We start from the raw sequence: 25,740 nt of genomic DNA, 5'->3' as shown, positions 1-25,740 counted from the left end.
GGAAAGATGAAAGAGCGGCGCCCCGCGCCAGCGCTGCGCCCGGCCCAAAGGCGGGCAAGCATCTGTGATGCGCCGGGCCGCGGGCGGGAGCGCTGCGCCTACATCGCGAAACTGCCGTAAGGAATGAAGCGGACCGGATCGCCGGGCTTTATCTCAGCGGCACCGTCGCCAAGCTCCACCAGCCCTTCCGCCCAGCTGAGGCCGCTGATGCGGCCGGAACCCTCGGACTTGAACACCTCCGCACGGCCGTCCCGCACCCGCGCCCGCAAGTACTCGCGGCGGCCCGGTTTCTTGCGCTTTTCGAAAGCGGCGGGCACCTCGAAGCCTTGCGGCTCTTGCCAGCCGGCACCGGCCATCAGCCCCATGGCAGGGCGGGCAAAAATCAGTGTGCAGACCAGCGCCGCCACCGGGTTGCCCGGCAACCCGAAAACCGGCGTGCCCTGCCACATGCCCAGCGCCAGCGGCCGGCCGGGCTTCAGCGCAATGCGCCATTCCTGCATCGCGCCCGCCTCGCGCAAGAGCGCCGACATGTGGTCCTCGTCCCCGGCGGACGCACCGCCGGAGGTCAGGATCACATCCGTTTGCGCCGCAGCGCCATCCAGATGCGCCCGCAGCGCCTCGCGGTCGTCCTCCGCCTTGCCCAGGTCCACCGGCGCAAATCCCAGCTGGCGGATCAGCGCCAGCAGCATTGGCCGGTTGGCATCGAAAATCTGCCCCTTGCCTGCGGGTTCCCCGGCTTCGACCAGCTCGTCGCCGGTGGAGAGCACACCCACGCGCAGCGGCAGCCGCACCGTAAGCTCTGCCAGCCCGGTGGCTGAGGCCAGGGCGAGATCGGCAGGGGTGATGACCCGGCCTGCGGGCAGGATGACCTCATCTGCGCAGACATCCTCGCCCGCCTTGCGGGTGTTGGCGCCGTGTTTCAAGGGGCCGTTGAATGCGATCCGGGTGCCGTCGGTGTTGACGTCTTCCTCCAGGATCACCGTGTCGACGCCATCGGGCAGCGCCGCGCCGGTCAGGACCCGGATGGCGTGGCCTTCGGGCACCGTGCCGTCAAACGGCACCCCGGCAGCGGCCCGGCCCTGCACCAGCGGCAGCACATGCGGACCCGCCTCGCGGCCGCCGGCAAAACCGTAGCCGTCCACCGCCGTGTTCGGCAACGGCGGGTTGGAGCGCTTGGCCAGTGCATCCTCTGCCAGAACCCGGCCCAGCGCATCAGCCAGCGGCAAGGACTCTGCGCCGGTCACCGGCCCCAGCCTGTCCCGGAGCAACGCTAGCGCGTCATCGACCGGGGTCCAGTCCACGCCCGCAGGCAGGGCAAAACAATCGTTGCTGAGCGGCGGCGGCGTCAGCCCGCCCGCCTCATCCGCAGCCAGTGCATTCAAGCGGTCCTCGTGCCCCGTGCCCAATATCCAGGCCTCCTCTTGTGCTTCGTCAGGCGCTGCAGCCAGCATTGCGGCCAGCTCCGCTGCCGGCAGGCGGCTGAGCGCCAGCGGCAACAGCCGCATTTGCACCCGGTCGCGTATTTCTTCGCGGCCTGCAACGGCCATTGCGGCCTTGACGGCTGGCTCAATCAATCCTGGCCATATTTCCGCGAACACAATTTGCGCCTTCGCAATGTTTTCGAAAGGCCAGACAGCGGCCTTGTGCCGGAGCCGCAACCGCTGCAGGACCGGCAGTCCCATCAGGACCTGGCTGCCAACCGTCGGGTTGAAAAACAGCTGAAAACAGGAGGAGGCCGCCTTGGCTGCCAGATCCGCGCTGCGCCGTTCTGCCACGTCCGCATAGGTGATCCCGGACTTGCGATAGGGAATGTCCGGCCAGCGCGCCGGGTCCGGTTTACCCCAGAACGGACCGGCGCCAACAAACTGCCGGTTCATTTCGGAGGCGACGCCGAACCGGTTGTTGCTCCCGTCCTCTGCGTCTTCGATCCGTTCTTCCAGCCATTGCCAAAGGGCGAAGGGGTCATCCGATCCGGTAATCCGGCGCGCAAATCCCCGCGGGTATCCGAAGGGGAAATCAAAAGCCGCCAGCACCCGCCGCCCCGCAGCCTGCTCCGTGGCGAGAAAGCTGCTGATCCATGCCTCTGCCTCCATCCGGCTGCGGCAGTAAACCGGCTGCTCCGCGGTGCCGCCGCGCGCCACACCGAGCCAGATCGCGTCCTTGCTGGGGCGCCGGGGCCTGCGCTTGGCCGCGGACCAGTCGACGGCCAGGACGGTATCAAAGGGGGTCACAGCCCCAATTCCGCCTGGACGAAATCCGCGATCGCTGCCGTGTCGTTCAGATCGAACACCGGGCGGTCCAGCTCCAGCCGGGTGTCGCTGGCAACGGCCCGGATGCTGGGGTCCTGCGGGGCGATCAGTTCGGTGCCTGCCGCCTGCCGGAAGGCCTCGATCTTGGGATGCGGTTCGCGCTTGTAGCCCTCCACCAGCACCAGATCGACCGGATTGAGACGGGCCAGCAGCTCCGCCAGCGGCGGCTCTGCCGCGCCGCGCAGTTCCTGCATGATGGCGACGCGGCCGGCTGAGGCCAGCACCACCTCTGACGCGCCGGCCTGGCGGTGGCGGTAACTGTCGGTGCCGGGCTGGTCCACATCAGTGGCGTGGTGAGCGTGCTTTATGGTGGAAACGGAGAATCCGCGGGCGCAGAACTCCGCCACCAGCCGTTCCATCAGCCCGGTCTTGCCGTTGTTCTTCCAGCCCGTGACGCCGTAGATCTTCATTTCAAGAGCGCCTCGGCCTTGGCCAGATCATCCGGCGTGTTGATGTTGAAGAACGGGTCGAAGGGGTCTGCCTCAAACAGCGCTTCGCGGCCGCCGTGCTGGTCGGTCCAGAGCACGACCTTGCGCAATCCGTCCTGCAACGCCGCGCGCAGGTCATCGCGCAGGGCGACGGGCCAGAGGCCGAAGGCCGGGTGCCGGTTGATGCGCTTGCCGCCGCCGGATTTCAGCGCCTCGTCGCCGGTGCGCGGGGTGGTGGCGAGCACCAGCGGTTGATCCATGCCCTCTGCAGCAGCGGTGAGCCGGGCGACCAGATCCCGCGGGAAGAAGGGCGTGTCGGCGGCGGCGGTGACGATGGTGTCGGCCCCCTGCTCTGCCGCCCAATCGAGACCTGCGAGCACACCCGCCAAGGGGCCGGCAAAGCCTTCGATCGAGTCGGCAATGACCGGCAGTTCCAGGTCGGCAAACCGCTCCGGATCGCCATTGGCGTTGAGCGCCAGGCCCGCGACCTGCGGCGACAGCCGGTCAACGACACGGGACAGGAGGCTTTGGCCGCTGACTAGCAACCGCCCCTTGTCGCCGCCGCCCATCCGGGTGGCAAGGCCGCCTGCGAGGATAACGCCCAAAGGCTTCTGTTCTGTCATTTATTCTCCTCCAGGGCCGGCCTCCGGTTAGCCGTCCGCACTCTTCCGCCTGTGTTTCTTCTCCTCCAGCGGCGCGTCCTTGGGGTCCATGTCGCGCACCAGGCGCTCCTCGCCCGAGAGGCAGATAAACCGCTGGCCGCGCATCCGGCCGATCAGGGTGAGGCCAACCTCGCGCGCAATCTCCACGCCCCAGGCTGTGAAGCCCGAGCGAGAGGCCAGCACCGGGATGCCCATCATCGCGGTCTTGATCACCATCTCAGAGGTCAGCCGACCTGTGGTGTAGAGGATTTTGTCCGCGGCCTCGGCTTGCTCCGACAGCATCCAGCCGGCGATTTTGTCCACCGCGTTGTGGCGGCCGACGTCCTCCATATAGACCAGCGGGCGGTCCTGCTGGCACAGCACCGTGCCATGGATGGCGCCGGCCTCCAGATAGAGCGAAGGCGTGCGGTTGATCTTATGCGCCAGCGCGTAAAGCCAGGAGGTGCGGACCTCGGCCCGCGGCAGGCGCACGTCCTCCAGCCCTTCCATCATGTCGCCGAAGACGGTGCCGACCGCGCAGCCGGAGGTGCGGGTCTTCTTCTTCAGCTTCTCCTCGTGGCTGGTTTCCACCGCGGTGCGCACCACCACTGTTTCCAGGTCCTCGTCATAATCGACGCGGGTCACCTCATCCTCGTCGCGCAGCATACGCTGATTGCGCAGGAAACCGAGCGCCAGGTATTCCGGGTAATCGCCGATGGTCATCGCGGTGACAATTTCCTGCGAGTTCAGGAAGATGGTCAGCGGGCGTTCCTCGACCACAGCGATCTCGCTTTGCTCGCCATTCTGGTCGACACCGGTGACTGCGCGCGTGAGCCGCGGGTCGGAGACACCGGGGGCGATCAGATATTCTGACGTGATATCCATACTCACCAATTGCATTCCTTCTGCGTCCGCCGTAGGGCGGTTCAACGCAATCTAGGACGCGCAGATGGCAATCACCACCACCAAATCGGCCTTCTGGAAGGGGTTTCGCGACAGCGCGCCTTTCCTGTTCATGGCTTCGCCCTTCGGCTTTCTGTTCGGGGTGCTGGCGGCAGAGGCCGGGCTGATCGTGCCGGAGGCCTTTGCCTTCTCGCTGACGGTCTTTGCCGGCGCCGCCCAGTTCACCGCGTTGCAGCTGATGCAGGAAAACGCGCCGCTGATCATCATCTTGATTTCGGCGCTGGCGGTGAATCTGCGGATGGCGATGTATTCGGCTTCGCTGACGCCATACCTCGGCGATGCACCAATGTGGCAAAGGGCGATTGCCGCCTATTTCATCGTCGATCAGTCCTATGCGCTGTCGGTCGTGCAGTTCGAGACAGAGCCGGAAATGCCACTGCCGCAGCGGGTCGCGTATTTCTTTGGCACCAACGGGCTGATCACCCCGGCCTGGGTGATTGCAACTGCTCTGGGGGCGCTGGTCGGCACCCGGATCCCGGAGAGCTGGGGGGTGGATTTCGTGCTGCCGCTGGCGTTTCTGGCAATGATCGGGCCGATGCTGCGCACACCTGCGCATGTCGCAGCGTGTTTTGTCGCGGTGGCCGCCTCGCTGCCCGCGGCAGCCCTGCCCTATAACCTGGGGCTGATTGTGGCGGGTATTGCCGGCATGGTCGCGGGCGCTCAGGCCGAACTGTGGCTGGAACGGCAAAAGGCCAAGGCGGAGGGCGCAAAATGAGCAGTATCCCCACACCCGTCTTGTGGACCGTGATCATCGGGCTGGCGCTTGGCAGCTATGGCTTGCGGTTTGCCTTCATCGGTTTCATGGGCGGAAAGCCAATCCCCGAGTGGCTGATGCGGCATCTGCGCTATACCGCCGTGGCAATCATCCCGGCCCTGGTGGCGCCGCTGGTGGTCTGGCCTGCCCCGACAGGCGGCGACCCAAGCCTGATGCATTTTGCCGCCGCCGCCGCGACCTTTGCCGCGGGTTATCTGACCCGCAACGTGCTGATCGGCCTTGGGACCGGCGGGCTGAGCCTACTGCTTTTGTATCTCGCTGCCTGAGCGCTGCCTGACGGGTCAAGGGACGCGCAAGCGTCCGCGCCCATAAGCGCGGCTTGCCCTTGAGGCGGCGGGGAATGCGGTAGACTTGGTAACGGCCTTGAGGGCAAACCTGCCCTTCAAGGCCTTCTCAGAAAATCCCAGCCGTGCGCAGCGTGGCCCGCGCTTGCAACAGGGGAAGGGTTACTCAGCCTCGTTCAGCGCAGCATCGCTCTTGGTGATACCCGCCTGCAAATCTGCGCTGTCGTTTTCGTAATAGCGTTCGGTCACCACGCCAGGAAGCTGACCAAACTGTTCTGCCAGCTTCTCAGGATAAAAGGTGCGGTCCAGGCTTTCGAACCCCGGAACCTGCTGCAGGATGCCAATTGTCGCCTGGGCACAGAAAGCGCCGGGAACCCGGCCATTGTTTATCGCCAGCTGATAGGCTTTCTCCGCCTGTTCCGGAGCAACCTCGATACGCTGCACGACAACGTGATAAGTGCTGCGTGCATGCGCCCCGCGGTAGGCCTTTTCTACAGCCGGTGTAATGCCGTGAATAACGTCGTCTCGTTCCGGCACAACGGAAGCATAAAAAGACCCGGCCGGATCGAAAATCACCCGCTCGGAGGCATTGATCATGAGCGATGTGTGGCCGCCCCGCCCGGTGCGGTTGTTGATCATCGTATACAGGGTGAGCGCGGGCGGGCCGGGGTGGCGGTAGGCCACCTTGGCCAGGGTTTCGGCATCAGCGTTGGGCTGCTGCGGTGCGGCGCAACCCGCAAGCGCCAGCATCACCGCGCCGAAGCAGAGCAGATTGCGCATCAAGGCGTCCTTAATTTCAGGAAGCGAAAACGGCCAGGAACAGCGCCAGGAAGACCATCGCAATGCAGAAGCGGGTCACAAAGGTCAGGAAGCTGGAGTAGGTCTTTTCCTGAACGGTGGTGTCCATGGTGCCGTGCTGATGTTCAGCCATGTGAGTTATCCCTCGAATTCACGTGCATTTTCACGGTGATTACCGGATTTGCCGCGCCCTGTCACCACGTCATTCGGGCGCATCCGGGTGAAATGCCCCTGGAAAACCGCGGAAAACCGGCCGGTTTTCCGCGGCGGCTGCCCGTGCGGCGAATCGCGCGGCCCGCTGCGGGTCAGTCCTGCTGCAGGTCAGAGGCCAGGCGGAAGCCGATGCGGTTGGCAGGCGCTTCCTCGCGCGCTTTCGGCACCGCGCGCAGCATCACATTGAGCTGGCTCACGTGCTGCACCAGCTGGGTGCGGGAGCCGTTTGGTTCGCTGCCGTAGAAAGTGATGACATCAGGGTCGAAATACCCCATCCCCTCGATCCTGAGCACACCGGTATTGCCGCCGGTAAAACCCATCGCGACCTCGTGTTCGGCGTCCAGCTGCTGTTCGAAGTTCTGGATATAGAGGATCAGCCGTTCGTAGGCCCAGCGGGCCGGGCTTTTGGCGGCATCCGGTTTCTGCAGCTTCTCCGGCACCTTGCTGAGGCCTGCGCAGGCATCGGGATCGGAGTGGACTTCATGCACGCAGGGCAGCACCGCCGCCTCTGCCGCCTCGGCGCTGGTGGAAATCTCGTCGCCCATGGTGCTTCCCCTTCCTGCGGGGTGCGCATCACCCCTTGTTCTGATACAGCCAGGCGCCGTCGTTGCGCTTCCAGCGGTCCACCTGGCCAGTATGGTACAGATGATTTACATGGGCCACCGCCTCGACCAGTGCAAGCCCGTACTCGCCCTCGCCGATTGTGCGCTTGAACAGGGGCGCAAAGCAATCGGCGGCAGTGCGGGGCTCGGACAGGTGATCCATCAGCCGCTCCAGCGCGCCGTGGTGGTTGCCGATCAGCTGCTGCATCCTGAGCGGAAGGCGTGAAAACGGCAGCTTGTGGCCGCCCAGGGCAAGATGATCCGGGCGCGCCAGTTTCGACAGCCGCTCGCAGCTTTCCAGCCATTCGCCCAGCGGGTCGGCCATCGGCTCGGTCGCGTAGACGCCGATGTTGGGGCTGATGGTCGACAGGATCTGATCGCCGGTGATCACCAGATTGTCATCCCGGCTCCAGAACGTTGCGTGCTCTGGCGCGTGGCCGTTGCCGGTGTGCACATCCCAGTCGCGCCCGCCCATGCGGATCACGTCGCCCTGCTTGATACGGGTGAAGCCCAGCGGCATCGGATGCACGGTGTCGGCAAAATTGAAGGGCCGGTCCTTGACGCGCTTGCCATAGACCTCCGGCGCCATGCCGGCGCTGCGGTAGTAGGCCAGGGTTTCTTCCGGCCACACCTCCTGCACGTCCAGCGTCAGCATACGGGCAAACAGCCAGGCGGTGCGCGTGGTGACCAGCTCGGCGCCGTGTTCGCTCTGAAACCAGCCGGCAAGGCCGATGTGATCGGGATGATGGTGGGTGCCTACCACCCGCGTAACCGGCTTGCCCTGCAGCGGGCCGGCCATCAGGCTCTCCCAGATCCCGCGGCTCTTGCGCGAGTTGAAGCCGGTGTCGATCACCGTCCAGCCGTCGCCCTCGTCCAGCGCATAGATGTTCACATGATCGAGCTTCATCGGCAGCGGCTGGCGCATCCAGAGGACGCCCTCGGCCACCTCAATCGCCTCGCCCTGCGCGGGCGGTTCTTCCCACGGGGTGCGGGGGGAGACGTCGGGGATGTCGGTCACGGCTGTCAGCCCGCCAGTTCGTCGAGGCAGAGGGCGAAGGTGCCCTCTGCCCCGGCCTGCGCATGGGCCAGCAGCGCCGCATGCTCCGGCAGCATCCGGGTGATGTAGAAGCGCGCCAGCTTCTCGCGCGCACCGCCCCGGTCCGCCATTGCGGCAGACAGGTGGTAATGGCCGCCCAGCACCCGGGCAAAGGCGCGCAGGTACGGAACTGAGCCGGCGAAACGGTCCTGCATGTCCTGCTGCGCCACCAGCCATTCGGTGGCTTCGCGCAGGGACTCGCAGGCCTGCCAGACGGCTTCGGCCATGTTCGGATGGGTGGCGCGGGCGCGTTCGGCCTGTTCCTCGATCTCGTCGATCAGGGCAAAGGCCATTTCGCCGCCGTCCATCATCTTGCGCGCCACCAGGTCCATCGACTGGATGCCGTTGGTGCCCTCGTAGATCGCCGTCACCCGCACGTCGCGGTAATACTGCGCGGCGCCAGATTCCTCGATGAAGCCCATGCCGCCATAGACCTGCACCCCGGTTTCCGAAACCCGCATGCCGGTGTCGGTGCCAAAGGCTTTGGCAATCGGCGTCAGGAACGCCGCGCGGGCGGCCCAGCTGCTGTCGCCGGTGGCGGTCTGCATGTCGATGGCGCGGGCGCAGGCCATGAGGATCGCGCGGGCGGCGAACAGGTCCGCCTTCATCTCCATCAGCATCCGGCGCACGTCGGCATGGTCGGCGATGAAGCCGCTGGCAGTCTTGCCCTGCTTGCGTTCCAGCGCATAGGCCAGCGCGTGCTGATAGGCGCCCTCGCCCGCGCCGACACCTTGTCCGCCGACGCCGACGCGCGCATTGTTCATCATGGTGAACATCGCAGCCATGCCGCCGTGCTCCGGCCCGACCAGCCAGCCGGTGGCGCCGTCGAACTGCATCACGCAGGTGGGGGAGCCGTGCAGGCCCATCTTGTGTTCGAGGCTCACGACCTTCAGATCATTGGCCTTGCCCGGGTTGCCGTCCGCGTCCGGCAGGTATTTCGGCACCAGGAACAGCGAGATCCCCTTGGTCCCCGGCACCCCGTCGGGCAGCCGCGCCAGCACCAGGTGGCAGACGTTGCCGCAGAAGTCGTTGTCGCCCCAGGAGATGAAGATCTTTTGCCCCGAAATGGCGTAGGTGCCATCGCCATTGGGCTCCGCCTTCGATGTAAGTGCGCCGACATCGGACCCGGCCTGCGGTTCGGTCAGGTTCATGGTGCCGGACCATTCGCCCGAAATCAGCTTGGGCAGGTACAGCTCCTTGATTGCATCCGCGGCATGGTGCTCCAGCGCTTCGATCTGGCCCTGGCTCAGCAGCGGTGCAAGCTGCAGCGACAGGCAGGCGCCGGCCATCATTTCATAGACTGCGACCGCAACTGTCTGCGGCAGCCCCATGCCGCCGTGCTCCTCCGCTGCGCTGATGCCGACCCAGCCGCCCTCGCGAATGGCCTGGTAGCCATCGGCAAATCCGGGCGAGGTCCGCAGCACGCCGTTTTCCAGATGCGCGGGATGCAGGTCGCCGTTGCGCTGCAGCGGAGCCATTACCTCGTCGCACAGCTTGCCTGCCTCTGTCAGGATTGCGCTCACGGTATCGGGCGTGGCCTCGGCAAAGCGGTCAGTGGCGGGGATGCTGTCATAGCCCACAACGTGGTTCAGCAGAAATTCATACTCGGAAACGGGGGCGCGGAAAGTCATGGGCGTCCTCTGACGGGGGTTTCTGGGGCGTGCGGTCACGGGCAGTCTTGGCTTCCCGGCGCGGGCCTATTATTGTCTGTGGCTTGTCCGATTACCTAACCGGGCGCCCAATTCAATCAACCAAAACGCCGCGTCACCCGGAATGCCCCAGCAGAGCACTGAAATTCTTGCCGCAACGGCAGGCGGCATTGCCCGCGCCGCGCAGCTTCTGCAGGCCGGGCAGCTGGTCTCTTTCCCGACCGAGACGGTCTATGGCCTGGGCGCCGATGCCCGACAGGGCAAAGCGGTCGCCGCGATTTACGAGGCCAAGGGGCGGCCCTCGTTCAACCCGCTGATTGCCCATGTGCATTCGGCGGAGGCTGCGCGGCGCCACGTGGAATGGAATGACGTTGCGGAACAGCTGGCAGAGGCGTTCTGGCCCGGGCCGCTGACCCTGGTGCTGCCGCTGCGGGAGGGCCACGGGATCTCGCCGCTGGTCACCGCCGGGCTGGAGACGCTCGGCGTGCGGGTGCCCGCGCATCCGGCGGCGCAGGCGCTGCTGCGGGAGCTGGACGGGCCGGTGGCAGCACCATCCGCCAACCCCTCCGGCAAGATCAGCCCGACCACGGCGGCCCATGTGAAGGCCGGGCTGGACGGCCGGATTGCCGCGATCCTGGACGATGGCGCCTGCGGGGTCGGGCTGGAGTCCACCATCATCGGGCTGGCGGGGCCGGAACCGGTGCTGCTGCGCCCCGGCGGGCTGGCGGCAGAGAAGATCGAGGCAGTGCTGGGCCGCAAGCTGGCAGAGCGGGATGTGCACGACCCGCTGACCGCCCCCGGGCAGCTGCTGTCGCACTATGCCCCTGGCGCGCCCGTGCGACTGAATGCTGACGCGCCCGGCGAGGGCGAGCTGTATCTCGGCTTCGGCCCCGGCCCCTGCGACCTGAACCTGTCCGAACATGGCGATCTGGCGGAGGCCGCCTCCAATCTCTTCGGCCATCTCCACCAGCTCGACGCTCTTGGCAAGCCGATCGCTGTCGCCCCGGTGCCGGAGCACGGGCTGGGCGAAGCCATCAACGACCGCCTGCGCCGCGCCGCCGCACCGCGGGACTGAACAACTCCGGCCGCGGCAGCGCCCATCGCAGATGGGCGCCCGGCCCAAGGGTTTTGGGATTATCTCCGATAATCAGAAAACGCGCGGGAGCCTTCCCCCAGCACGGGCTTTGCCTTGTGCGGTCAGGCGTGGCCGGCGCTGGCCGAAAGGGTCAGCGGATCAACGCCAAGGGTCTTCAGGGCCGCCTCCCATTTGCTGTCATCCGCGAGGCCGAACACCAGTTCCGGGCTGGCATCCGTTGTCAGCCAGCCGTTCATGGCGATCTCCGATTCCAGCTGCCCCGGCCCCCAGCCGGCATAGCCCAGCAGGACCAGCAGGTCCTGCGGCCCCTCGCCGCGGGCAATGTCCTCCAGTATATCCAGCGTTGCTGTCATCGAGAACCCGCCCGGCACCTTCAGCGAACTGACATCCGATTCGTAGTCCGGCGTGTGCAGCACGAAGCCGCGCTGGGTCTCCACCGGGCCGCCGAACCGCACCGGCAGCGCCGATGCTGCGCTGCCTTCACCGCCCATGTCCAGCTGCTCCAGCAAATCCCCCAGCGCCACCCCGTCCGCGGGCTTGTTGACGATCAGGCCCATCGCGCCCTCCTCGCCGTGCGAGCACAGGAAGATCACCGAATGCTCAAATCTCGGGTCGCCGATTCCGGGCATTGCAATCAAGAGCTTGCCAGTCAGATCCATGAAGTTCCGTCTTTCTGCTGCCTCCCCCCACCATGACGCGCGCCCGCTTCCCGCGCAAGGGGCGCATCGGCGCAACCCCGCGCAGGCTCCGGCAAATTTGCCGCAAACACAGGGGGATGATGGGATCATGACCGGATCGTGACTTGGCAAACCGGGCTGGCGGGCGCATTTATTCTTGCATGAGACAGATGCTGACCAAATCCGCTGCCGCCGCGGCTGCCCTGCTTGCCGCCGCTGCCGCCGCGCCGGCCAATTCCGGCAGCGTGGATGGCGATATCGTGCGGATCGAGGTTCTGGACGGCGGCATGACGCCGCGCGGCACCCACATGGGTGCGCTGAAGATCACCCTGCAGCCCGGATGGAAGACCTATTGGCGGGCGCCCGGCGATGCCGGCATTCCGCCCAGCTTTTCCTGGCGCGGCGCCCGCAATGTCGGCGCACTGTCGATCACCTGGCCTTCGCCCGAGGTGTTTATGACGTCCGGATACCGCACCATCGGCTACCATGATCAACTGGTGCTGCCGGTGGAAATCACCCCCGAGACTCCGGGCAAGCCGGTGCGCCTGAAGGGGCGGATGCAGCTGGGGGTGTGCAAGGATGTCTGCGTGCCGGCCGAGCTGAAGTTCGACCATCAGCTGGACAGCAGTTCAGGCCGCAACCCGGCAATTGCCGCCGCAATGGCCAGCCGCCCTTGGTCGGCCAAGGAGGCGGGTGTGCGTGCGGCATCCTGCAGCCTGCGCCCTTCCGACTACGGCATGACGGTCACTGCCCGCATCTCGATGCCCTCTGCCGGCGGCGAGGAGATTGCAGTTATCGAACCGGGCAACCCCAAGCTTTATGCCGGCGAAACCAAGACCCGGCGCGAAGGCGGGCAGCTGGTGGCGGAGACCGAGTTCCTGCCGGCGGACGGCAAGGCCTATGCCATCGACCGCTCGCAGCTGCGGATCACGGTGCTGGGCAAAAACCATGCAGTTGATATTCACGGCTGCAGTGCTGGATGAGCACGCTTGACGGCCCTGCCCGCCCGGTCCTTGGCACCATTGCCGTTGTCTGCCGCCATTTCGGCGGTCAGGATCATGTGATCCTGGTGCAGCGCGGCAAGGAGCCGAACGCAGGCTGGTGGGGCTTTCCCGGCGGCCATGTGGAAATGGGCGAGACCGCGCTGCAGGCCGCTGCGCGCGAGCTGATGGAAGAGACGGGTGTGACTGCCCGGCCGCTGGAATATCTCACCAATGTGGATGTGATCTCGCGCGGTGCGCCGGGTACGGCGCTGCGCCAGTATCTGCTGACCGTGGTGCTGTGCGAACACCTGAGCGGTGACCCGGTGCCGGATGATGATGCCGAACAGGCAGAGTGGATCCCCGTTGACGGCATCGAGAACCGCGGCCTGCAGCTGCTGGACCAGGTGGGAGAGGTGGCGCGGCTGGCTCAGGCCCGCTGGCGGGTGTTGAGCCGGTAAGCGATACCGCCCGCTGCATAGGCCAGCAATGCCAGCAGCAGCGCGCCTGCGGCAAATGCCAGCAGACCCGCCCGCACCGGTTCCATCGCCGCCAGCACCGGAATCATCCGCAGCGCCGGATGCAGGGCGCCGGAGGCCATCGCCCAGCCCAGCGTCAGCACCAGCCAGCCCAGCTGCGCCAGCGCCGTGCCCAGGACCAGCCAGCGCAGGCGCCCCGCCTGTTGCCGCAGGGCGCGGCGCAGGGAGGTCAGCGGCCGCGACAGATCGCGCTGCATCGCCACCAGCGCAGGCACCACCAGCAGCACCAGGAACATCCCGAAGCCAAGGCCGTAGACCAGCGTGATCACCGTCGGCTTCAGGAACTGCGCCTGCTGCGAACGCTCAAACAGCAGGGGCGCCAGGCCGAGAACCGTGGTCATCGTGGTCAGCATCACCGGGCGCAGCCGGTCTGCCGCCGCGTCGATGATCGACGGGATCAGCCCGCGGTCCTCGGCATACTGGTCAATGGTTGTCACCAGCACGATGGAATCATTGATGATGATCCCGGTCATCCCCAACAGGCCCACCACGGTGAACATGGAAAGCGGCACCTCCCACATGTAATGGCCCCAGATGGTGCCGACGAGGCCGAAGGGGATGATTGCCATCACCACCAGCGGCCGGGTCCAGCTGGCAAAGATCCAGGCCAGAACCAGATAGATTCCGGTAAGGCAGAGGATCAGCCCGGTGCCGGCTTCCTGCAGGAAGCTCTGTTCCTGTTCTGCCAATCCTGACAGGCGCCATTCCACTTGCCGCTCGCTTGCGATCCTGGGCAGGATCTCGTTCTGCAGCGCCTGCGTCACCGCCTCGGCGCGGGCCGGATTGTCCTCGGAAATATCGCCGGTCACGCTGATCACTCGGATGCCGTTCTCGCGGCGCACAGTGGAAAAACCGGTGCGCTGTGTGACCGAGACGATATCGGCAAGCGGCACATAGATGCCGCTGGGCGCCCGCATCAGGGTGCGCTCCAGAAAATCGGCGGTCAGCTCGTTCTCCGGCAGTTCCACCCGGATCTTGGCGCTGCGCGGGCCGTCGGGATAGGTCGCGGCCTCAATGCCGTTGAGCCGCGCCCGGAGCGCTTGGCCCAGGCTGCCGATGGTGAAGTTCAGCGCCTGCCCCTGAGGGGTAAGGTCGAGGATCACCTCCTCCTTGTCATAGGCGAGATTGTCCTCGACAGCCGAGACTTCCGGGAAGCGCAACAGCGCGGTTTTCAGGTCTTCGGAAGCATCTTTCAGCACCTGAATGCTGGAACCTGAGAATTGCACGTCGAGCGCATCGCCGCCCGGCCCTGACCGCCAGCCGCGGAAGTAGACCGTTTCCGCCAGCGGGTGCTGGACGACCCGCTCCTGCAGCTCAGCCACAAAGGCAAAGCTGGAATAGGGGCGCAAGTCGGCGTCGATCAGTTCGATCGAGATGCCGCCGAGAAGATCCTTGTCTTTGGTCTCCGCCCCGCTCAATCCCCGGCCGGCATTGCCGCCCACCTCGGTCATCACGAACTCCAAGGGGTTGCGGCCATAGCGTTCTTCGTACTCGGCGCCCAGTGCCTCAGCCGCGCGCTGCATTTCACGCATCATCGCCAGGGTGTCGGCGCGGGTGGCGCCCTCCGCCATGGCGAAATTGCCGGTGACCGAGCCGCGCTCCGGCGCATTGAAGAAGCGCCATTGCACATCGCCGTTGATGAACAAGGCCGCCTGGCTGGCCAGGATCGCCAGCGCGCCTGCAAGCACCGCATAGCGCGCGGTGACAACAACGCCCATCAGCGGGCGGAAGGCATGGTCGCGCAGCCAGCGGAAGCCGCGGTTCGCCATCCGGTTCGGCCAGTCGTACCAGTGGTGCGCCTGGGCATGGGCCAGCGCATGGGCCAGGTGGTTGGGCAGGATCAGGAAGCATTCCACAAGGGATGCCGCCAGCACCGCAATCACGGTGAAGGGAATGTCGCGGATCAGCGTGCCGAAATGCCCGCCCACCAGGGTCAGGCCGAAGAAGGCAATAATGGTGGTGAGAGTTGCGGCAAAAACCGGCATCGCCATGCGGCGGGCGGCATTCTCAGCCGCTTGCATCGGGCTTTCGCCCAGCCGCCGGAACCGGAAGTCGGCGTGTTCGCCCACCACGATGGCGTCATCCACCACGATCCCCAGGGTGATGATCAGGCCAAAGAGGCTGACCATGTTGATGGTGATCCCGGCTGCATACATAAGCGCCACCGCAGCAAACATCGAGGCCGGTATGCCCATCGCCACCCAGAAGGCAATGCGGGTGTTGAGGAACAGGAACAGGAGGCAAAGCACCAGCCCGAGCCCCATCAGACCGTTGTCGACCAGAATGTCCAGGCGGTCGGTGATGCGCTCGGCGCGGGTGCGGATCAGCTGCGCGGTCACTCCCTGCGGCAGGCTGGCCTGCATCTCGTCCACCACTTGCTGCACCTGGTGCTGCAGCCGGATCGCATCGCCCTGATCCGAGCGGTCCACCCTGATCGACATCGCCGGGTTGTCATCGACGAAATAGGAACGGTTGCGGTCGACGCCTTCAACCCGCACCCGCGCCACATCGGCGATGGTCAGCACCGAGCCGTCGGCATTGGTGCGCAGGACGATGGCATTCAGCTGATCCGGCCTGCGTTTCTCGCTGCCGGTGCGCACGCGGGCGTTGGCCCCGCTCACATCGCCAGCGGGATCTGCATCGACCTCTGCAGCAATAGCTTCGGCAATTTCGCGCATGGTGACGTCGTGGGTGATCAGCTTGGCGGTGGGCACTTCGACGATGGTCTGCGGTGCCGCCATGCCGCGGATCGTGGTGCGGGTGACGCCGGCCTCAAAGAGGCGCACCACCAGTTCATCGGCAAACAGCCCCAGCTGCCCCGCCCCGACCGGCCCGGTGATCACCACGTCGGTCACCCGGTCCCGCCAGGCGCCGCGCCGCACTTCCGGCTTTTCGGCCTCTTCCGGCAAAGTGGTGATACTATCCACCGCGGCTTGCACATCGTCGGTGGCCTGCCCCATTTCAGAGCCGGGCTCAAACTCCAGCGTCAGCGTCGCCCGCCCTTCGCGGGAGGTGGAGGAGGTCTCCTCCACCCCGTCCACCGCCAGCAGGGCGGGTTCCAGCACCTGAACGATGGCGCTGTCCACATCCTCGGGGCCGGCGCCCTCCCATTCGACGGTGACGGTGACGCTTTCGACAATCACATCGGGGAAAAACTGCGCCCGCATGTTGGGCATTGCCGCAGCGCCCAGCACCAGCATGATCACCAGAAGAAGATTGGCCGCCGTGCGGTGGCGGGTGAAGTAGCTGAACAGCCCGCGGGCCTGCCGGGGGAGCCTGCGCGCCATCGGCCTCAGCCTCCCATCCGGGATTCGATCCGGCTGACCAGCTGCGCGGGCACCTTGGCCTCGGCGAGCTGCTGCAGCATCTTGGCCTTCATCTCCGAGGGCATCCGGCTGTTGCCCTCAACCAGCGCCACCAGCCGGGCGCGGCGCTCGTCCGTCAGTTCGATCAGCTCCGGCAGCGCCTGCACCTCCGCGCCCTGGCGCACGGGACGCACCTTGATGCCCGCACCCAGCAAAGGCGTCCGCCCGGTGACAACTTCGCGCCCCTCCAGCCCGGATCCGCGGATCAGCACGTCATCGCCCTGGCGGCGCACCAGTTCCACGGGCAGCGCCTCCAGCCGGTCCTCTGGGCCCAGCAGCAGCACCGAACCATCGGCGCCCAGCGCAGAAGCCGGAACCCGCGCGACCGCGCGGACCTCCGGCTCTGTCACATGGACGGTCACGAAATCCCCCGGCTTGAAACCCGGCGCAGCGTCCAGGCTGGCATAGACCAGCCGCCCAGTCTGCCCATCGCCCGCTGCACCGCTGGCACGCGAAATCCGCCCGGTTGCACTGAGACCGGCGCCAGCCGCATCCAGCGACACCCGCACCGGGGCTTTCAGCAGATGGCCGTCGCCGTCCAGCAGCCGGGCATATTGCGCGGTCGAGACCCTGAACGCAGCCTCCAGCAGGTCCGGGTCGACCAAATCCGCGAGTTTCTCATTGGCGGACACAAGCCGGCCCTGCACCAGGCTGACCGATTGCAATGTGCCGTCAAAGCCTGCCTTGATGGTGGTGTCGTCCAGATCGCGCCGCGCCTCGTCCAGTGCGATTTGCGCCCGGGCCACGCGGGTAGCAGCCTGATCCGCCCGCGCCTCAGCCTGGCTGACCGCCTGGCGGCGAGAGATCACGGTCTGGCGGGCCTGCACCGCAGCCAGTTCCGCAGTTTCAACCGTGGCTGCGGTGCCGACGCCGCGTTCCTGCAAGTCCAGCTGCCGCTGGAACGCGCGCTCGCGCAGCTGCGCCTGGTCCTGGGTCGCCTGCAATTCGTCCTGCGCCAGGATCAGCGCCCGGCCCGCGTCGCGCTCCTCGGCGCGGGCATCCATCATGTCGGCCTCCGCCCGGTCCAGCACCGCTTGCGCATCCGCAGGGTCGATCTGCACCAGCACCTCGCCCGCCTGCACCGCACCGCCTTCCTCGAAATCCTCAGAAAGCTGAACCACCCGGCCGCCGACAGCCGTGCGCAATTCCAATGTGCGGCGGCTTTCAACCCTGCCGAAGGCGGTCAGTTCCGGTGCCACTGTCTGCAGGTCGGCAGTCACCAGATTGACCGCAAACACCCTTTCCCGCACCGGCGGCGCCTTGCGTTCGGCATTGAGCTGCGCCTCGATGGCGCCAAAGATCAGCTGCCCGGCATAAAGCAGCAGAGCCGCCGTCAGCGACGCCAGGAAAAGCCCCATCAAACTCTGACGCAAAAAGCGCATGTCTCTCCCTTCCGGTGGCGGCTGCTGCCGGAGCCGCGCATGGGCTGCCAAAGCGCAAATGCCTTGTGCCCGCTTGGAAATATACGATTTTCCGCGCAGGTTTGCGAGGTTACACGCCGTGCACGGTTACTTCCGTCGCAGATGTTCTTCCAATCTGGGCATGATTTCCACGAAATTGCAGGGCCGGTGGCGGTAATCGAGCTGTTTTGACAGGATTTCATCCCAGCCGTCCTTGCAGGCGCCGGGGCTGCCGGGCAGCGCAAACAGATAGGTGCCGCCCGCAACGCCGCCAGTGGCCCGCGACTGCACCGCACTGGTGCCGATCTTTTGCATGGAAACCCAGGTGAAGACGGTGCCGAAGGCCTCGATCTCCTTCTCGTAGACGTCGCGGTGCGCTTCCACCGTCACGTCGCGCCCCGTCAGGCCGGTGCCGCCGGTTGAAATCACCACGTCCACCTTGGGATCGGCAATCCAGGCCCGCAGCTGGGCGGCGATCTCTGCCCGCTCGTCGGGGATGATCTTGCGGTCGGCAAGGGTATGGCCCGCCTCCCGCAGCCGGTCGACCAGCACCTGGCCGGAGCGGTCGTCCTCCATCCTGCGGGTATCCGAGACCGTCAGCACCGCAATGCGGACCGGGATGAATTCCATGCTTTCGTCAATACGGGACATCTACGCCCTCTCCATGATTGCCAGCCGAACGGCCAGCCCTGCAAAAATTCCGGCCGAGACCCGGCCCAGCCAGCGCGCAATGACCGGCGAGCCTGTCAGCTGCCGCCCGGCCTGGCCTGCGAAAATGCCCACCAGGCCGTTGATGATGAACCCGCCCGCGGCCAGGATCAGCCCGAAGATCAGGAATTGCATCAGCACCGGCCCGGCCGCAGGCGTCACGAATTGCGGCACAAAGGCCAGCACGAACAGGATCACCTTGGGATTGGTCAGGTTGACGAGGAAACCGGAGCGGAACGCCCGCCGGGCAGGCACCGCAGGCGCATCTGCCCGGACCGGCCCGCTGCGCAAGGCGCCCCAGGCCAGGAACAGCAGATAGGCCACGCCGGCCCAGCGGATCACGTCAAACAGCGCAGGCATGGCAGAGACCGCAGCCCCCAGCCCGAGCCCGGCCAGCACCACATGCACCATGCTGCCCGCAGAGATGCCGGCGCTGGCTGCCACCGCCGCGGCGCGGCCGGAGCGCAGCCCCTGCCCAAGGCAGAACATCATGTCCGCGCCCGGCGTCAGGTTCAGCGCCAGCGCCGCCGGGATGAAGGCCAGGAGGGTCACGGGATCAATCACGGCTCCACCTCGAACCAGCTCACGCCGGGGCCGAGGTTTGCCACCTCCGTCTTGCCCAGATTGCCGCGAAAGCCCCAGCAGTCATGCACATGGCCGCACAGCAACAGCTGCGGCTGGATCCGCTCTGCCGCGGCCCGGACTGCGGTGGAACCGACAGACTGCCCGCGGGAGGTCACATCGCCCAGCCCCCTGGGCGGAGAATGGGAAATCAGGATATCCGCATGATCGCAGGCCGCCAGCATCGCGCCCGCCTGCACTTCGCTCAGATCGCAGGACCAGCCGCCAAAAGGCGTTTCCGGCACGCCGTATCCCAAACCGAACAGACGCAGCCCTTCGAAATCCGTGCCTTCTCCGTGCAGAACGGTAGTATTTGCAAATCCAGCGGCGCGCAGTTCTTCGGCGCTTTCACCGTTGCCGGGCACGGCAATCATCGGCGCCTTCAGCCCTGCCAGCATGATCACGGCACTGTTCATGCCCATCCGCACGTTGCAGAAATCACCGGCCCCGATCACCAGATCCGCGCCCGCACTGGCCGCCACGATGTCCGCAGCGTGGGAGGCTGAAAGATGCAGATCGGAGAATGCCAGTATTTTCATGGGCTACCTCAGGACAAGCTCCCCAGCCGCGCCTTCAGCTCCAGCAGATCCGCCCAGGCCAGCCGTTTGTGCGCAGGCTGGCGCAGCAGGTAGGCGGGGTGGAACATCGGAATGACCGGCTTGCCCCAGGCCTGGTCCCACTGCCCGCGCAGCCGGGTGATGCCGCGTTTGCCCAGCACCGCCTGGCAGCTGATATTGCCCATCAGCACCAGAATGTCCGGTTCTGCCAGCGCCACATGCCGCTCCAGAAAGGGGGTCAGCATGGCAATCTCGGCGGGCAGCGGGTCGCGGTTCTGCGGCGGCCGCCAGGGCAGCACATTGGTGATATAGGCATTTTCCGCGCGGCTGAGGCCGATCGCCTCCAGCATCTTGTCCAGAAGCTGCCCCGCGCGGCCGACAAACGGCTTGCCCTGCAGGTCCTCGTCGCGGCCCGGCGCCTCGCCGATGATCATCACCCGCGCGCCGGCCTGGCCGTCGGAGAACACCAGATGGCGGGCGCCGCGTTTCAGGTCGCAGTGGCTGAAGCCGTCCATCGCATCGCGCAGGGCGGGCAGCGAGGCCGCGCCCCTGGCCGCCTTCCGGGCCACCTCGATTGGGTCCACTTCTTTCGGCTTCGGCGGCGGCGCCGGGGCTGCGCCCGGTTTCGGCTTGGGAGCGGCCTGTTCCAGCGCATACCGGTCGACCGGTTCGTCGCACAGCGCCTCGGTGGCGCCAAGCTCCGCCTGCCACTCCAACAGCGCCCGGGCGCTCCAGTAATCCAATGCCGATTCCATGCGCCCAAGCTACTCCGCCCAGCCGGCAAGCGGAACACCTGCGCTCAAAGTATTATTCGGGCCAACCTCTTCTTCTTTGCTAAAAATACTCCGGGGAGCGCGAGGGGCCGGCCCCTCGCCAGTGCAACGCCCGCCTGCCGCGGCAACGCCTTGCCGCAACCCGCGCTGCCGCCTATAAGAACCGGCAAATCAAGCGGAGCCGCCCCCATATGTCCTTCGAACACCGCCACCTGCTTGGCATCGAACCGCTGAAGCCGCATGAGATCACCGCGATCCTCGATCTGGCCGACGACTATGTGGCGCTGAACCGCCGCCCGGAAAAGCACTCCGACGTGCTGGCGGGCCTCACACAGATCAACATGTTCTTTGAGAACTCCACCCGCACTCAGGCCTCTTTCGAGCTGGCGGGCAAGCGGCTGGGCGCCGATGTGATGAACATGGCGATGCAGGCTTCCTCGATCAAAAAGGGTGAAACCCTGATCGATACCGCAATGACGCTGAATGCAATGCACCCGGACCTTCTGGTCGTGCGCCACCCGCATTCCGGCGCGGTGGATCTGCTGGCCCAGAAGGTGAACTGCGCAGTTCTGAACGCCGGCGACGGCAAGCATGAGCACCCGACCCAGGCGCTGCTGGATGCGCTGACCATCCGCCGTTCCAAGAGCCGCCTGCACCGGCTGAACATCGCAATCTGCGGCGACATCGCCCATTCCCGTGTTGCCCGTTCCAACCTGATCCTTTTGGGCAAGATGGAAAACCGCATCCGGCTGATCGGCCCGCCGACCCTGGTGCCGGGCCAGTTCGCAGAATTCGGTGCCGAGATTTACGACGACATGCGCGAAGGCCTGAAGGACGTGGATGTCGTCATGATGCTGCGCCTGCAGAAGGAGCGCATGGACGGCGGCTTCATTCCGTCGGAGCGCGAGTATTACCACCGCTACGGTCTCGACGCCGAAAAACTGGCGCTGGCCAAGCCGGACGCCATCGTCATGCACCCCGGCCCGATGAACCGCGGCGTGGAGATCGACGGAACGCTTGCCGATGACATCAACCGTTCTGTCATTCAGGAGCAGGTCGAGATGGGGGTTGCGGTGCGGATGGCGGCGATGGACCTCCTGGCCCGCAACCTCCGCGCCGAGCGCCAGGAAAAAGCGGGCTGAACGCGTGAACACTGCTAGCGCCAAGATACCAGATGGAGAAAGTGTCCTAATAGTTGGCGGCCCCGAAAATGTGCCTCCAGCGCGACTCTGGCGCAACCGCATCGTTGTTACGGTCATTCTTGTTTCGACCTATCCAATGCTGGTTGCCCTCTTCGTTTTTGGCAAGGGCGCGCCAATACCGCTCGCCTCCATTGTTACCGGCGTGCTCTACCTTTTGGGAGCGCTCTTCTACTCAATGCTTGCACTTCACCCATCCTCAAGGCCTCGCAGCTGGGCGGTGACAGAACGCGCCATCTACTACGGTGAAGATCAGGTTATTCCCATCGGCCGGATCGCCAAAGTGCAGCGAGGTCCGCAAGTCAGGCTGAAAAACGGCCCAAGTATCTTCCTCACTGAAACCGAGAACCGAAAAGAGGCATATGTCACGCTCAAAGATCTTTTGAGCCGCGTTGAAGCAAGACAGGCAGCAAGTCAGCAGGTGGGAAATTGACAGGCGCAATCCATATCCCGGCAGGCGAGCGCGGCGTGATCCGGCTCTTTGCGCTGGACATGCGGCCGGAGCAGGCGGCGTTCCTGAAGGAACCCGGCGCGCTGGCGCAGGTGCTGGGGATCGAGGCGCTCGACATGGACCAAGTAGAGGTCTTCCCGGTCTCTGATCTCGAGGACATCGGCCTGACCGGCTACCTGACTGAAGGCTGCGGCGTGCCGCGGGCGCAGGTCGAAGAGGACCGGGAGATGCTGCAGGCGCTGGAAGGCCACGTGCTGCTGATCCGCTCCCGCGCCTTCGGGGGTGACGAGACCCGACTGACCCCGGCGGCGCAGATCGTGCTCAAAGGCACCTACGGAGAGCGGCAGACCAGTTGGAGCGCCCCGCCGGTTTCCACCGAAAGCGCCAAGCCCTACTCCGCGCCCAAGCTGCCCCCGCGCGAGGCCCGCAGCAAGGCCCGCCGCATCGGGGCCGCGCTTTTTGCCATAGTCATGACCCTGATTGCCCTGGCTGTCTGGGCCCTGGTGTTCTGATGGCAGCGGCTGAATTCAAACCCGACCGCAGCGCCTATGTCCGCGCCCACGCCTGGATGGCGGCGATTGGCATGGGCGGCGCGATGGCTGTCCTATGGTTCATGGACAGCCCGCATATCTGGACCGGCGCCGTGGGCGGGCTGGCCGCCATTGCCTTTCGCGGCTGGTATATGGCCAGCGAGGAGCTGGCGGTGGTCTGGACACTGACCCGGGAAAGCCTCTCAGGCCCGGCCGGGCGTTCAGTGCCGCTGCACCAGATAGAGGCCGTCCGCACTATGGGCAGCTATGTGCAAGTGGTCACCAAAACCGGCGACAAGCACCTGATCAAATACCAGGCCGACCCGGCCGCGACCCTCAACGAAATTGAAAGAGCCAAGGCATGAGCACTCTCTTCATCAACGCCCGCCTGATCGATCCCGAGGCAGGCACCGACACGCCCGGCGCGGTTCTGGTGCAGAACGGGCGGATCGCGGCGGTCGAAAAGAATGCCGCCGACCCCGCCCAGCTGCTGCGCGCGCATAACGCCGGCCCGGACGACGTCACCCAGGTGGACTGCGGCGGCAAATGCCTGGCGCCGGGGATTGTCGATATCGGCGTCAAGGTCTGCGAGCCGGGTGAGCGGCACAAGGAAAGCTACAAAACCGCCGGGCTTGCCGCCGCGGCGGGCGGCGTGACCACCATTGTCACCCGGCCCGACACAACCCCGGCAATCGACAGCCCGGAGACGCTGGAATTCGTGACCCGCCGCGCCCAGGCGGACACGCCCGTGAACGTGCTGCCGATGGCGGCGCTGACCAAGGGGCGCGAAGGGCGGGAGATGACTGAGATCGGCTTTCTGATGGATGCCGGCGCGGTGGCGTTTTCCGATTGCGACCATGTGGTCAGCAACACCAAGGTGTTTCAGCGGGCGCTGACATATGCACGGTCCTGCGGAGCTTTGGTCATCGCCCACCCGCAGGAGCCGGTCCTGAGCAAGGGCGCCGCCGCCACCAGCGGCAAGTTTGCAGCCTTGTATGGCCTGCCTGCGGTCTCCCCGATGGCGGAACGGATGGGGCTGGACCGCGATATCGCTCTCTTGGAAATGACCGGTGCGAAATACCACGCCGACCAGATCACCACCGCGCGCGCCCTGCCCGCACTGGAACGCGCCAAGAAGAACGGGCTCGACATCACTGCAGGCACCTCGGTCCACCACCTGACGCTCAATGAGCTGGACGTGGCGGGCTACCGCAGCTTCTTCAAGGTGAAGCCGCCGCTGCGCTCCGAGGACGACCGGCTGGCGGTGGTTGAGGCGGTGCGGACCGGGCTCATTGACATCATCTCCTCGATGCACACGCCGCAGGACGAGGAAAGCAAGCGCCTGCCGTTCGAGGAAGCCGCGGCCGGCGCAGTGGCGCTGGAAACGCTGCTGCCCGCTGCGCTGCGGCTTTACCACGCCGAGCTTTTGGACCTGCCAGCCCTGTTTCGCGCCATGTCGCTGAACCCGGCCAGGCGGCTGGGCTTGGAGAGCGGCCGCCTGGCCGCGGGGGCGCCCGCGGATCTGGTGCTGTTCGATGCGGATGTGCCGTTTGTGCTGGACCGCTTCAAGCTGCGCTCGAAATCACAGAACACGCCTTATGACGGCCAGCGGATGCAGGGCCGGGTCGAAGCGACATATGTGGCGGGCGAGCCCGTCTACCGGAGGGATTGATGCCAGTACTCGAAAGCTCTGCGGCGGTTCTGATCCTGTGGGCGGTTATCGGCTACGGCCTCGGCTCAGTGCCGTTCGGGCTGGTGGTGACCAAGGCTTTCGGCCTCGGCAACCTGCGGGAAATCGGATCGGGCAATATCGGCACCACCAACGTGCTGCGCACTGGCAGCAAGGCCGCCGCGGCACTGACGCTGCTTCTGGACGGCGGCAAGGGCGCGGTGGCGGTGCTTCTGGCCCGCTTTCTGGCCGGCGAGGATGCGTCGCAGATGGCAGGGCTGATGGCCTTCCTCGGCCATTGCTTTCCGGTCTGGCTGGGCTTCAAGGGCGGCAAGGGGGTGGCAACCTTCCTCGGCCTGATGCTGGCACTGGCCTGGCCGGTGGGCATCGCCTGCTGCCTGACCTGGCTGGCGGCAGCGGCAATGACCCGGATTTCCTCGATGGGCGCGCTGGTTTCGGCCGCGTCGGGCGCGGCCTGGGCCTTGCTGCTGGGCTACCATCCGGTTGCCCTGCTGGCCGCGCTGCTGGCGGCAGTGGTGTTCATCAGGCACTCGGCCAATATCGCCCGCCTGCGGGCGGGCACTGAGCCGCGGATCGGCCAGAAGTGACGCCGGAGAAGCTGCAGGCCTTTCTTGCAGCTTTCGACGCCCTGCCGCTGGGCGCCTTCACCGGGACTGCGGAAGGGTGCAAATACATGGTGTCCCGCGAAGACCTGGCCGGCGGCAAATCGCAAAAGCTGGTGGCGCGCGAACTGGGCGGCACGGATTACATCAGCCTCAACCTTTACCGGCTCACGTCCGGCGCCCGCCTCAAACCCTGCGAGATGCCTGCGGAGAAGGTCGTCCGCTTCGTGCTGGCACTGCAGGTTATGGAATGAGCCGCTCCAAAGCGCGGCCGTTGGACCAGGTGCCGTGCAGCTCACCGCTGGGCATCCGCACGTAGACCACCGGGTAGGTATCGCCCCAGTCGACCCAGACCACATCGCCGTTGCGGGTGCCGGTCCCGGCATAGGCCTGGGCACCGACCTGCCAGTTCATCTCGATCGCACCGCCATTGTCCTGGATTTGCACCGTGCCGGTATAGGTGCTGCCATCGGGGTTGCGGCCCTCGGCGCGGTAGCTGCCGCTGATGCTCTGGGCTGCGGCCGCCCCTGCAAAGGCTGCTGCCGCCAAAAGGCCGCCCAGCACGGCGCGGCGGGTTGTGAATGAGCGTGTCATCCTGTCCTCCGGGTTTCCTGTGCCCAGTCTGCCCGCAACCATGCTGCCTGTCACCCGTTCTGCGCGGAATTGCACAGGCGGCATCCGCCCCGCGCACAGTCAAATTGAGTTGTTTTGAATGTGATCGCCCGGCTCTCCACATCGGTGCCGTGACCCGCAGCATACCGCGGCACACATGGTGAAACGCCGGCCGGGCAAGC

Annotated in this window: 29 protein-coding genes; 12 read left to right on the top strand and 17 right to left on the bottom strand. The window is 66.0% G+C overall.

All coding sequences use genetic code 11. The features are described from left to right. Positions 1 to 98: 98 nt before the first annotated feature. From glp to KUW17_RS12275, 4 genes are read right to left on the bottom strand one after another with little or no spacing between them, the layout of a single operon-like run. Positions 99 to 2,231: a gephyrin-like molybdotransferase Glp gene (gene glp / locus KUW17_RS12290; protein ID WP_222479440.1), complete on the bottom strand. Its 2,133-nt coding sequence runs from the start codon at positions 2,229 to 2,231 to the stop codon at positions 99 to 101. After that, entirely contained in the window at positions 2,228 to 2,719 is a 492-nt protein-coding gene (gene mobB / locus KUW17_RS12285; protein ID WP_222479438.1) for a molybdopterin-guanine dinucleotide biosynthesis protein B, read from the bottom strand. Before mobB ends, glp begins: the two co-directional genes overlap by 4 nt. Further along, the gene (gene mobA, locus KUW17_RS12280) at positions 2,716 to 3,360 is read right to left on the bottom strand and encodes a molybdenum cofactor guanylyltransferase MobA (protein WP_222479436.1); all 645 of its coding nucleotides are present in this window, start codon (positions 3,358 to 3,360) and stop codon (positions 2,716 to 2,718) included. Before mobA ends, mobB begins: the two co-directional genes overlap by 4 nt. Positions 3,361 to 3,387: 27 nt before the next feature. Further along, positions 3,388 to 4,263 (bottom strand): formate dehydrogenase accessory sulfurtransferase FdhD, encoded by an 876-nt coding sequence (locus tag KUW17_RS12275; protein WP_261397190.1) that lies wholly within the window; start codon positions 4,261 to 4,263, stop codon positions 3,388 to 3,390. Between the two features lie 64 nt (positions 4,264 to 4,327). Between KUW17_RS12275 and KUW17_RS12270 the strand changes: the two genes are divergently transcribed. Next, on the top strand, positions 4,328 to 5,056 hold the full coding sequence (locus KUW17_RS12270) for an AzlC family ABC transporter permease (RefSeq protein WP_222479432.1): 729 nt from the start codon (positions 4,328 to 4,330) through the stop codon (positions 5,054 to 5,056). Continuing rightward, positions 5,053 to 5,382: an AzlD domain-containing protein gene (locus KUW17_RS12265; RefSeq protein ID WP_222479430.1), complete on the top strand. Its 330-nt coding sequence runs from the start codon at positions 5,053 to 5,055 to the stop codon at positions 5,380 to 5,382. Before KUW17_RS12270 ends, KUW17_RS12265 begins: the two co-directional genes overlap by 4 nt. A gap of 180 nt (positions 5,383 to 5,562) precedes the next feature. Here KUW17_RS12265 and KUW17_RS12260 read toward each other — a convergent pair whose 3' ends face one another. The 5 genes from KUW17_RS12260 to KUW17_RS12240 all read right to left on the bottom strand — a co-directional run bounded on the left by KUW17_RS12260 (position 5,563) and on the right by KUW17_RS12240 (position 9,740). Next, entirely contained in the window at positions 5,563 to 6,180 is a 618-nt protein-coding gene (locus tag KUW17_RS12260) for a hypothetical protein (protein ID WP_222479428.1), read from the bottom strand. A 16-nt stretch (positions 6,181 to 6,196) separates the two neighbouring features. After that, the gene (locus KUW17_RS12255) at positions 6,197 to 6,331 is read right to left on the bottom strand and encodes an aa3-type cytochrome c oxidase subunit IV (protein WP_222479427.1); all 135 of its coding nucleotides are present in this window, start codon (positions 6,329 to 6,331) and stop codon (positions 6,197 to 6,199) included. A 172-nt stretch (positions 6,332 to 6,503) separates the two neighbouring features. Beyond that, entirely contained in the window at positions 6,504 to 6,956 is a 453-nt protein-coding gene (locus tag KUW17_RS12250) for a DUF6173 family protein (protein WP_222479425.1), read from the bottom strand. A gap of 28 nt (positions 6,957 to 6,984) precedes the next feature. Then, on the bottom strand, positions 6,985 to 8,031 hold the full coding sequence (locus KUW17_RS12245; protein WP_222479422.1) for an MBL fold metallo-hydrolase: 1,047 nt from the start codon (positions 8,029 to 8,031) through the stop codon (positions 6,985 to 6,987). 5 nt (positions 8,032 to 8,036) lie between these two features. Further along, positions 8,037 to 9,740, bottom strand: coding sequence for an acyl-CoA dehydrogenase (locus KUW17_RS12240; RefSeq protein ID WP_222479420.1), 1,704 nt, complete (start codon positions 9,738 to 9,740; stop codon positions 8,037 to 8,039). Between the two features lie 142 nt (positions 9,741 to 9,882). Here KUW17_RS12240 and KUW17_RS12235 point away from each other — a divergent pair, with 142 nt between their 5' ends. After that, complete coding sequence (locus KUW17_RS12235) at positions 9,883 to 10,833, top strand: L-threonylcarbamoyladenylate synthase (protein WP_222479418.1); 951 nt, start codon at positions 9,883 to 9,885, stop codon at positions 10,831 to 10,833. Between the two features lie 122 nt (positions 10,834 to 10,955). Here the strand turns inward: KUW17_RS12235 and KUW17_RS12230 are convergent, their stop codons facing one another. Continuing rightward, positions 10,956 to 11,513 (bottom strand): YqgE/AlgH family protein, encoded by a 558-nt coding sequence (locus KUW17_RS12230; RefSeq protein WP_222479416.1) that lies wholly within the window; start codon positions 11,511 to 11,513, stop codon positions 10,956 to 10,958. Positions 11,514 to 11,692: 179 nt separating this feature from the next. On the opposite strand from KUW17_RS12230, the gene KUW17_RS12225 reads away from it, so the two are divergent. Both KUW17_RS12225 and KUW17_RS12220 read left to right on the top strand, forming a co-directional pair. Continuing rightward, positions 11,693 to 12,514, top strand: coding sequence for a protein-disulfide reductase DsbD domain-containing protein (locus tag KUW17_RS12225; RefSeq protein WP_409996777.1), 822 nt, complete (start codon positions 11,693 to 11,695; stop codon positions 12,512 to 12,514). Next, complete coding sequence (locus tag KUW17_RS12220; RefSeq protein WP_222479414.1) at positions 12,511 to 12,972, top strand: NUDIX hydrolase; 462 nt, start codon at positions 12,511 to 12,513, stop codon at positions 12,970 to 12,972. Before KUW17_RS12225 ends, KUW17_RS12220 begins: the two co-directional genes overlap by 4 nt. Here KUW17_RS12220 and KUW17_RS12215 read toward each other — a convergent pair. The 6 genes from KUW17_RS12215 to KUW17_RS12190 all read right to left on the bottom strand — a co-directional run bounded on the left by KUW17_RS12215 (position 12,942) and on the right by KUW17_RS12190 (position 20,456). Continuing rightward, on the bottom strand, positions 12,942 to 16,337 hold the full coding sequence (locus KUW17_RS12215) for an efflux RND transporter permease subunit (RefSeq protein WP_222479412.1): 3,396 nt from the start codon (positions 16,335 to 16,337) through the stop codon (positions 12,942 to 12,944). The genes KUW17_RS12220 and KUW17_RS12215 overlap by 31 nt on opposite strands. Positions 16,338 to 16,342: 5 nt before the next feature. Continuing rightward, positions 16,343 to 17,797 (bottom strand): efflux RND transporter periplasmic adaptor subunit, encoded by a 1,455-nt coding sequence (locus tag KUW17_RS12210; protein ID WP_222479410.1) that lies wholly within the window; start codon positions 17,795 to 17,797, stop codon positions 16,343 to 16,345. 126 nt (positions 17,798 to 17,923) lie between these two features. Further along, positions 17,924 to 18,466 (bottom strand): molybdenum cofactor biosynthesis protein B, encoded by a 543-nt coding sequence (gene moaB, locus KUW17_RS12205; protein WP_222479407.1) that lies wholly within the window; start codon positions 18,464 to 18,466, stop codon positions 17,924 to 17,926. Beyond that, positions 18,467 to 19,087 (bottom strand): LysE family translocator, encoded by a 621-nt coding sequence (locus KUW17_RS12200; RefSeq protein WP_222479406.1) that lies wholly within the window; start codon positions 19,085 to 19,087, stop codon positions 18,467 to 18,469. After that, on the bottom strand, positions 19,084 to 19,683 hold the full coding sequence (locus tag KUW17_RS12195; RefSeq protein ID WP_222479404.1) for a metallophosphoesterase: 600 nt from the start codon (positions 19,681 to 19,683) through the stop codon (positions 19,084 to 19,086). Before KUW17_RS12195 ends, KUW17_RS12200 begins: the two co-directional genes overlap by 4 nt. A gap of 8 nt (positions 19,684 to 19,691) precedes the next feature. Continuing rightward, on the bottom strand, positions 19,692 to 20,456 hold the full coding sequence (locus tag KUW17_RS12190) for a uracil-DNA glycosylase family protein (RefSeq protein ID WP_222479402.1): 765 nt from the start codon (positions 20,454 to 20,456) through the stop codon (positions 19,692 to 19,694). Positions 20,457 to 20,665: 209 nt separating this feature from the next. Here KUW17_RS12190 and KUW17_RS12185 point away from each other — a divergent pair, with 209 nt between their 5' ends. The 7 genes from KUW17_RS12185 to KUW17_RS12155 are packed head-to-tail and all read left to right on the top strand — an operon-like array spanning position 20,666 to position 25,200. Next, a complete protein-coding gene (locus tag KUW17_RS12185; RefSeq protein ID WP_222479400.1) occupies positions 20,666 to 21,616 on the top strand; it encodes an aspartate carbamoyltransferase catalytic subunit in 951 nt (316 codons plus the stop codon). 4 nt (positions 21,617 to 21,620) lie between these two features. After that, a complete protein-coding gene (locus KUW17_RS12180) occupies positions 21,621 to 22,106 on the top strand; it encodes a hypothetical protein (RefSeq protein WP_222479398.1) in 486 nt (161 codons plus the stop codon). Then, positions 22,103 to 22,636: a hypothetical protein gene (locus KUW17_RS12175; RefSeq protein WP_222479396.1), complete on the top strand. Its 534-nt coding sequence runs from the start codon at positions 22,103 to 22,105 to the stop codon at positions 22,634 to 22,636. Before KUW17_RS12180 ends, KUW17_RS12175 begins: the two co-directional genes overlap by 4 nt. After that, positions 22,636 to 23,019: a hypothetical protein gene (locus tag KUW17_RS12170; RefSeq protein WP_222479394.1), complete on the top strand. Its 384-nt coding sequence runs from the start codon at positions 22,636 to 22,638 to the stop codon at positions 23,017 to 23,019. The genes KUW17_RS12175 and KUW17_RS12170 overlap by 1 nt, the downstream gene beginning before the upstream one ends. Then, a complete protein-coding gene (gene pyrC, locus KUW17_RS12165) occupies positions 23,016 to 24,326 on the top strand; it encodes a dihydroorotase (RefSeq protein ID WP_222479391.1) in 1,311 nt (436 codons plus the stop codon). Before KUW17_RS12170 ends, pyrC begins: the two co-directional genes overlap by 4 nt. Beyond that, complete coding sequence (plsY, locus tag KUW17_RS12160) at positions 24,326 to 24,931, top strand: glycerol-3-phosphate 1-O-acyltransferase PlsY (protein WP_222479389.1); 606 nt, start codon at positions 24,326 to 24,328, stop codon at positions 24,929 to 24,931. Before pyrC ends, plsY begins: the two co-directional genes overlap by 1 nt. Further along, on the top strand, positions 24,928 to 25,200 hold the full coding sequence (locus tag KUW17_RS12155; RefSeq protein ID WP_222479387.1) for a hypothetical protein: 273 nt from the start codon (positions 24,928 to 24,930) through the stop codon (positions 25,198 to 25,200). The genes plsY and KUW17_RS12155 overlap by 4 nt, the downstream gene beginning before the upstream one ends. On the opposite strand, the gene KUW17_RS12150 is transcribed toward KUW17_RS12155, so the two are convergent. Further along, a complete protein-coding gene (locus tag KUW17_RS12150; RefSeq protein WP_222479385.1) occupies positions 25,190 to 25,540 on the bottom strand; it encodes a hypothetical protein in 351 nt (116 codons plus the stop codon). The two genes, KUW17_RS12155 and KUW17_RS12150, sit on opposite strands and share 11 nt — an antisense overlap. Positions 25,541 to 25,740: the final 200 nt, after the last annotated feature.

Source organism: Leisingera aquaemixtae (genome assembly GCF_019801145.1).
GTDB lineage: Bacteria > Pseudomonadota > Alphaproteobacteria > Rhodobacterales > Rhodobacteraceae > Leisingera > Leisingera aquaemixtae_A.
Note: the sequence above shows the minus strand (reverse complement) of the source record. Positions and strands in the feature narration are given on the sequence as shown.

What these genes read in the sequence shown, in the direction of transcription:
- KUW17_RS12250 (WP_222479425.1), bottom strand. Translation starts at nt 6,956, where the DNA reads ATGGGCGACGAGATTTCCACCAGCGCCGAGGCGGCAGAGGCGGCGGTG.
- KUW17_RS12270 (WP_222479432.1), top strand. Translation starts at nt 4,328, where the DNA reads ATGGCAATCACCACCACCAAATCGGCCTTCTGGAAGGGGTTTCGCGAC.
- KUW17_RS12225 (WP_409996777.1), top strand. Translation starts at nt 11,693, where the DNA reads ATGAGACAGATGCTGACCAAATCCGCTGCCGCCGCGGCTGCCCTGCTT.
- KUW17_RS12190 (WP_222479402.1), bottom strand. Translation starts at nt 20,456, where the DNA reads ATGGAATCGGCATTGGATTACTGGAGCGCCCGGGCGCTGTTGGAGTGG.
- KUW17_RS12185 (WP_222479400.1), top strand. Translation starts at nt 20,666, where the DNA reads ATGTCCTTCGAACACCGCCACCTGCTTGGCATCGAACCGCTGAAGCCG.
- KUW17_RS12230 (WP_222479416.1), bottom strand. Translation starts at nt 11,513, where the DNA reads ATGGATCTGACTGGCAAGCTCTTGATTGCAATGCCCGGAATCGGCGAC.
- KUW17_RS12220 (WP_222479414.1), top strand. Translation starts at nt 12,511, where the DNA reads ATGAGCACGCTTGACGGCCCTGCCCGCCCGGTCCTTGGCACCATTGCC.
- KUW17_RS12240 (WP_222479420.1), bottom strand. Translation starts at nt 9,740, where the DNA reads ATGACTTTCCGCGCCCCCGTTTCCGAGTATGAATTTCTGCTGAACCAC.
- KUW17_RS12195 (WP_222479404.1), bottom strand. Translation starts at nt 19,683, where the DNA reads ATGAAAATACTGGCATTCTCCGATCTGCATCTTTCAGCCTCCCACGCT.
- KUW17_RS12210 (WP_222479410.1), bottom strand. Translation starts at nt 17,797, where the DNA reads ATGCGCTTTTTGCGTCAGAGTTTGATGGGGCTTTTCCTGGCGTCGCTG.
- mobA (WP_222479436.1), bottom strand. Translation starts at nt 3,360, where the DNA reads ATGACAGAACAGAAGCCTTTGGGCGTTATCCTCGCAGGCGGCCTTGCC.
- KUW17_RS12235 (WP_222479418.1), top strand. Translation starts at nt 9,883, where the DNA reads ATGCCCCAGCAGAGCACTGAAATTCTTGCCGCAACGGCAGGCGGCATT.
- KUW17_RS12275 (WP_261397190.1), bottom strand. Translation starts at nt 4,263, where the DNA reads ATGGATATCACGTCAGAATATCTGATCGCCCCCGGTGTCTCCGACCCG.
- mobB (WP_222479438.1), bottom strand. Translation starts at nt 2,719, where the DNA reads ATGAAGATCTACGGCGTCACGGGCTGGAAGAACAACGGCAAGACCGGG.
- KUW17_RS12170 (WP_222479394.1), top strand. Translation starts at nt 22,636, where the DNA reads ATGGCAGCGGCTGAATTCAAACCCGACCGCAGCGCCTATGTCCGCGCC.
- moaB (WP_222479407.1), bottom strand. Translation starts at nt 18,466, where the DNA reads ATGTCCCGTATTGACGAAAGCATGGAATTCATCCCGGTCCGCATTGCG.
- pyrC (WP_222479391.1), top strand. Translation starts at nt 23,016, where the DNA reads ATGAGCACTCTCTTCATCAACGCCCGCCTGATCGATCCCGAGGCAGGC.
- KUW17_RS12255 (WP_222479427.1), bottom strand. Translation starts at nt 6,331, where the DNA reads ATGGCTGAACATCAGCACGGCACCATGGACACCACCGTTCAGGAAAAG.
- KUW17_RS12260 (WP_222479428.1), bottom strand. Translation starts at nt 6,180, where the DNA reads ATGCGCAATCTGCTCTGCTTCGGCGCGGTGATGCTGGCGCTTGCGGGT.
- plsY (WP_222479389.1), top strand. Translation starts at nt 24,326, where the DNA reads ATGCCAGTACTCGAAAGCTCTGCGGCGGTTCTGATCCTGTGGGCGGTT.
- KUW17_RS12150 (WP_222479385.1), bottom strand. Translation starts at nt 25,540, where the DNA reads ATGACACGCTCATTCACAACCCGCCGCGCCGTGCTGGGCGGCCTTTTG.
- KUW17_RS12215 (WP_222479412.1), bottom strand. Translation starts at nt 16,337, where the DNA reads ATGGCGCGCAGGCTCCCCCGGCAGGCCCGCGGGCTGTTCAGCTACTTC.
- KUW17_RS12265 (WP_222479430.1), top strand. Translation starts at nt 5,053, where the DNA reads ATGAGCAGTATCCCCACACCCGTCTTGTGGACCGTGATCATCGGGCTG.